1 protein-coding gene, 1 tRNA gene and 3 rRNA genes are annotated in these 5,931 nt (G+C 51.9%); all 5 read right to left on the reverse strand.

Annotation, left to right across the window (positions count from 1 at the left end):
* Positions 1-130: 130 nt before the first annotated feature.
* Positions 131-246 (reverse strand): 5S ribosomal RNA (rrf, locus tag ACGF8A_RS34360).
* Between the two features lie 99 nt (positions 247-345).
* A 23S ribosomal RNA gene (locus tag ACGF8A_RS34365) occupies positions 346-3,253 on the reverse strand.
* A 234-nt stretch (positions 3,254-3,487) separates the two neighbouring features.
* A tRNA-Glu gene (locus ACGF8A_RS34370) sits at positions 3,488-3,563 on the reverse strand.
* 139 nt (positions 3,564-3,702) lie between these two features.
* Positions 3,703-5,244 (reverse strand): 16S ribosomal RNA (locus ACGF8A_RS34375).
* The 16S, 23S and 5S rRNA genes sit together here with 1 tRNA gene alongside, the layout of an rRNA operon.
* A gap of 399 nt (positions 5,245-5,643) precedes the next feature.
* The coding region (gene hemG, locus ACGF8A_RS34380) for a menaquinone-dependent protoporphyrinogen IX dehydrogenase (protein ID WP_393114738.1) at positions 5,644-5,931 on the reverse strand (288 nt) is incomplete at its 5' end.

Below are 5,931 nucleotides of genomic sequence, written 5' to 3' on the forward strand. Positions count from 1 at the left end.
ACAGGCAGGTATTCTAACCAACTGAACTACCGCTCCACCGATTCTTTTACGTTGCATCTCTCGATGCCGGCAAATTCGCGCTTTGCGATTTGCGCATTACCAGTCGTCACACTGATAACGTTTATTTGATGCCTGGCAGTGTCCTACTCTCGCATGGGGAGACCCCACACTACCATCGGCGCTACGGCGTTTCACTTCTGAGTTCGGCATGGGGTCAGGTGGGACCACCGCGCTATTGCCGCCAGGCAAATTCTGTTTCATTCCAACCGCCTCACTTCCATGAAGCCATCAGAACCAATCTCGGAACGTCGCTGAAAATCTCTCTAAAAACACCTTCGGTGTTGTAAGGTTAAGCCTCACGGATCATTAGTACTGGTTAGCTCAATGCATCGCTGCACTTACACACCCAGCCTATCAACGTCTTAGTCTTAAACGTTCCTTCAGGGACCTTAAAGGCCCAGGGAAGACTCATCTTGAGGCAAGTTTCGCGCTTAGATGCTTTCAGCGCTTATCTTTTCCGCACTTAGCTACCGGGCAATGCCATTGGCATGACAACCCGAACACCAGTGGTGCGTTCACTCCGGTCCTCTCGTACTAGGAGCAACCCCTCTCAATCTTCCAACGCCCACGGCAGATAGGGACCGAACTGTCTCACGACGTTCTAAACCCAGCTCGCGTACCACTTTAAATGGCGAACAGCCATACCCTTGGGACCTACTTCAGCCCCAGGATGTGATGAGCCGACATCGAGGTGCCAAACACCGCCGTCGATATGAACTCTTGGGCGGTATCAGCCTGTTATCCCCGGAGTACCTTTTATCCGTTGAGCGATGGCCCTTCCATTCAGAACCACCGGATCACTAAGACCTACTTTCGTACCTGCTCGAGCCGTCACTCTCGCAGTCAAGCTAGCTTATGCCTTTGCACTAACCTCACGATGTCCGACCGTGATTAGCTAACCTTCGTGCTCCTCCGTTACTCTTTGGGAGGAGACCGCCCCAGTCAAACTACCCACCAGACACTGTCCTCACCCCAGATTATGGGGCCGAGTTAGAACATCAAACATTAAAGGGTGGTATTTCAAGGATGGCTCCACGCAGACTGGCGTCCACGCTTCAAAGCCTCCCACCTATCCTACACATCAAGGCTCAATGTTCAGTGTCAAGCTATAGTAAAGGTTCACGGGGTCTTTCCGTCTTGCCGCGGGTACACTGCATCTTCACAGCGAGTTCAATTTCACTGAGTCTCGGGTGGAGACAGCCTGGCCATCATTACGCCATTCGTGCAGGTCGGAACTTACCCGACAAGGAATTTCGCTACCTTAGGACCGTTATAGTTACGGCCGCCGTTTACTGGGGCTTCGATCAAGAGCTTCGCCTTGCGGCTGACCCCATCAATTAACCTTCCAGCACCGGGCAGGCGTCACACCGTATACGTCCACTTTCGTGTTTGCACAGTGCTGTGTTTTTATTAAACAGTTGCAGCCAGCTGGTATCTTCGACTGGCTTCAGCTCCATCCGCAAGGGACTTCACCTACATGCCAGCGTGCCTTCTCCCGAAGTTACGGCACCATTTTGCCTAGTTCCTTCACCCGAGTTCTCTCAAGCGCCTTGGTATTCTCTACCTGACCACCTGTGTCGGTTTGGGGTACGATTTAATGTTACCTGATGCTTAGAGGATTTTCCTGGAAGCAGGGCATCAACTACTTCTGCACCGTAGTGCATCGTCATCACGCCTCAGGGTTAGTATGCAACCGGATTTACCAGGTCACACCCCCTACACGCTTAAACCGGGACAACCGTCGCCCGGCTAGCCTAGCCTTCTCCGTCCCCCCTTCGCAGTAACACCAAGTACAGGAATATTAACCTGTTTCCCATCGACTACGCTTTTCAGCCTCGCCTTAGGGGTCGACTCACCCTGCCCCGATTAACGTTGGACAGGAACCCTTGGTCTTCCGGCGAGCGGGCTTTTCACCCGCTTTATCGTTACTTATGTCAGCATTCGCACTTCTGATACCTCCAGCAACCCTCACAGGCCACCTTCAACGGCTTACAGAACGCTCCCCTACCCAACAACGCCTAAGCGTCGCTGCCGCAGCTTCGGTGCATGGTTTAGCCCCGTTACATCTTCCGCGCAGGCCGACTCGACCAGTGAGCTATTACGCTTTCTTTAAATGATGGCTGCTTCTAAGCCAACATCCTGGCTGTCTATGCCTTCCCACATCGTTTCCCACTTAACCATGACTTTGGGACCTTAGCTGGCGGTCTGGGTTGTTTCCCTCTTCACGACGGACGTTAGCACCCGCCGTGTGTCTCCCGTGATAACATTCTTCGGTATTCGGAGTTTGCATCGGTTTGGTAAGCCGGGATGGCCCCCTAGCCGAAACAGTGCTCTACCCCCGAAGATGAGTTCACGAGGCGCTACCTAAATAGCTTTCGGGGAGAACCAGCTATCTCCCGGTTTGATTGGCCTTTCACCCCCAGCCACAAGTCATCCGCTAATTTTTCAACATTAGTCGGTTCGGTCCTCCAGTTAGTGTTACCCAACCTTCAACCTGCCCATGGCTAGATCACCGGGTTTCGGGTCTATACCTTGCAACTAATCGCCCAGTTAAGACTCGGTTTCCCTACGGCTCCCCTATACGGTTAACCTTGCTACAAAATATAAGTCGCTGACCCATTATACAAAAGGTACGCAGTCACACCACGAAGGTGCTCCCACTGCTTGTACGTACACGGTTTCAGGTTCTATTTCACTCCCCTCGCCGGGGTTCTTTTCGCCTTTCCCTCACGGTACTGGTTCACTATCGGTCAGTCAGGAGTATTTAGCCTTGGAGGATGGTCCCCCCATATTCAGACAGGATGTCACGTGTCCCGCCCTACTCATCGAACTCACGACCTGTGCATTTTAGTGTACGGGGCTATCACCCTTTGCTGCGCGACTTTCCAGACGCTTCCACTAACACACAAGCCGATTCAGGTTCTGGGCTCCTCCCCGTTCGCTCGCCGCTACTGGGGGAATCTCGGTTGATTTCTTTTCCTCGGGGTACTTAGATGTTTCAGTTCCCCCGGTTCGCCTCATGCCACTATGTATTCATGACATGATAGTGTGTCGAAACACACTGGGTTTCCCCATTCGGGTATCGCCGGTTATAACGGTTCATATCACCTTACCGACGCTTTTCGCAGATTAGCACGCCCTTCATCGCCTCTGACTGCCTAGGCATCCACCGTATACGCTTAGTCACTTAACCTCACAACCCGAAGATGTTTCCATCGTTCGTGCTGCAAACATTTGAGAGACTCTATGACAGGTTACTCTTCATCCCAGTACATCTACGGAGGGATAAATTTCAGCCGTCATGTTTCAATTTTCAGCTTGTTCCAGATTGTTAAAGAGCAATATCTTAAACATGACTCGCAAGTCATCTTTAAGATTTTTTCGGTTATCGCTAACCGGTGATAATGTCTTTCACTCATTATCGGAATGGCGTCCCCAAGGGGATTCGAACCCCTGTTACAGCCGTGAAAGGGCAGTGTCCTAGGCCTCTAGACGATGGGGACACGAAAATCCGATTAAACTGAATAACTTAATCGGTTCGTATCAGCATGAATGACTCATGGCATCAACAGGTAGCGCTTTGCTCGTTACTTTTCATCAGACAATCTGTGTGAGCACGCCACTCGAATCAATATCTTTAGGTAAGGAGGTGATCCAACCGCAGGTTCCCCTACGGTTACCTTGTTACGACTTCACCCCAGTCATGAATCACAAAGTGGTAAGCGCCCTCCCGAAGGTTAAGCTACCTACTTCTTTTGCAACCCACTCCCATGGTGTGACGGGCGGTGTGTACAAGGCCCGGGAACGTATTCACCGTAGCATTCTGATCTACGATTACTAGCGATTCCGACTTCATGGAGTCGAGTTGCAGACTCCAATCCGGACTACGACATACTTTATGAGGTCCGCTTGCTCTCGCGAGGTCGCTTCTCTTTGTATATGCCATTGTAGCACGTGTGTAGCCCTACTCGTAAGGGCCATGATGACTTGACGTCATCCCCACCTTCCTCCAGTTTATCACTGGCAGTCTCCTTTGAGTTCCCGGCCGAACCGCTGGCAACAAAGGATAAGGGTTGCGCTCGTTGCGGGACTTAACCCAACATTTCACAACACGAGCTGACGACAGCCATGCAGCACCTGTCTCAGAGTTCCCGAAGGCACCAAAGCATCTCTGCTAAGTTCTCTGGATGTCAAGAGTAGGTAAGGTTCTTCGCGTTGCATCGAATTAAACCACATGCTCCACCGCTTGTGCGGGCCCCCGTCAATTCATTTGAGTTTTAACCTTGCGGCCGTACTCCCCAGGCGGTCGATTTAACGCGTTAGCTCCGGAAGCCACGCCTCAAGGGCACAACCTCCAAATCGACATCGTTTACAGCGTGGACTACCAGGGTATCTAATCCTGTTTGCTCCCCACGCTTTCGCACCTGAGCGTCAGTCTTCGTCCAGGGGGCCGCCTTCGCCACCGGTATTCCTCCAGATCTCTACGCATTTCACCGCTACACCTGGAATTCTACCCCCCTCTACGAGACTCTAGCTTGCCAGTTTCAAATGCAGTTCCCAGGTTGAGCCCGGGGATTTCACATCTGACTTAACAAACCGCCTGCGTGCGCTTTACGCCCAGTAATTCCGATTAACGCTTGCACCCTCCGTATTACCGCGGCTGCTGGCACGGAGTTAGCCGGTGCTTCTTCTGCGAGTAACGTCAATTGATGAACGTATTAAGTTCACCACCTTCCTCCTCGCTGAAAGTGCTTTACAACCCGAAGGCCTTCTTCACACACGCGGCATGGCTGCATCAGGCTTGCGCCCATTGTGCAATATTCCCCACTGCTGCCTCCCGTAGGAGTCTGGACCGTGTCTCAGTTCCAGTGTGGCTGGTCATCCTCTCAGACCAGCTAGGGATCGTCGCCTAGGTGAGCCATTACCCCACCTACTAGCTAATCCCATCTGGGCACATCTGATGGCAAGAGGCCCGAAGGTCCCCCTCTTTGGTCTTGCGACGTTATGCGGTATTAGCTACCGTTTCCAGTAGTTATCCCCCTCCATCAGGCAGTTTCCCAGACATTACTCACCCGTCCGCCGCTCGTCACCCAGGGAGCAAGCTCCCCTGTGCTACCGCTCGACTTGCATGTGTTAAGCCTGCCGCCAGCGTTCAATCTGAGCCATGATCAAACTCTTCAATTAAAAGCTTGATTTGCTTCCACTCGAGAAGCGATGCTCAAAGATTTACTGCATGAATTTTACTTCAGTTAGTCACTCTTCAAGACTTGATATTTTTTTGCATCCGAAGATGCTGGATATCGTCTTGTGGAGTGCCCACACAGATTGTCTGATAAATTGTTAAAGAGCAGTGAGTTAGTCGCTTTCGCTTGCTAACTCGAGGTGGCGTATATTACGCTTTTCACCCGGAGAGTCAAGCGTTTATTTCGCTTTCCTCTCGCTGACCCGGCGGCTTGTCAGTCGTTGTTCCCGGTCAGTGGAGGCGCATTATAGGGAGTTCTCGGCGGGCCGCAACCCCTAAATGCAAAAAACTTTTCAAGCGCGGATTTTTTCGGCAAAACGCTGGCCAAACCCGCGTTTTTGTCACTTTTCGTACTGGATCTGGCTAAATTCCTGGGCAAAGCGGTCGACCTGTTGCCAATCTGTGTACTCCACTTCCTTACTGGTATCCGTTTCACCGCCCGTCATACGCATAATGAATTGAATCATGATGCGATCGAACCAGCGATAGCGCGGATAACGCAATGCGCCGGCAAACACCGCGCACTGTTTTGGCTGCCACGGCGAAGCCAACAGGAACTTACGGGTATAGGCGTTGGTTTGCGGCGAACGCTTTTCCGGTTTACGCGCGGACAGGTAGACGGCAAAGAA

Origin of the sequence: Streptomyces sp. NPDC047706 (assembly GCF_043204795.1) — a bacterium.
Classification (GTDB): Bacteria; Actinomycetota; Actinomycetes; order Streptomycetales; family Streptomycetaceae; genus Streptomyces.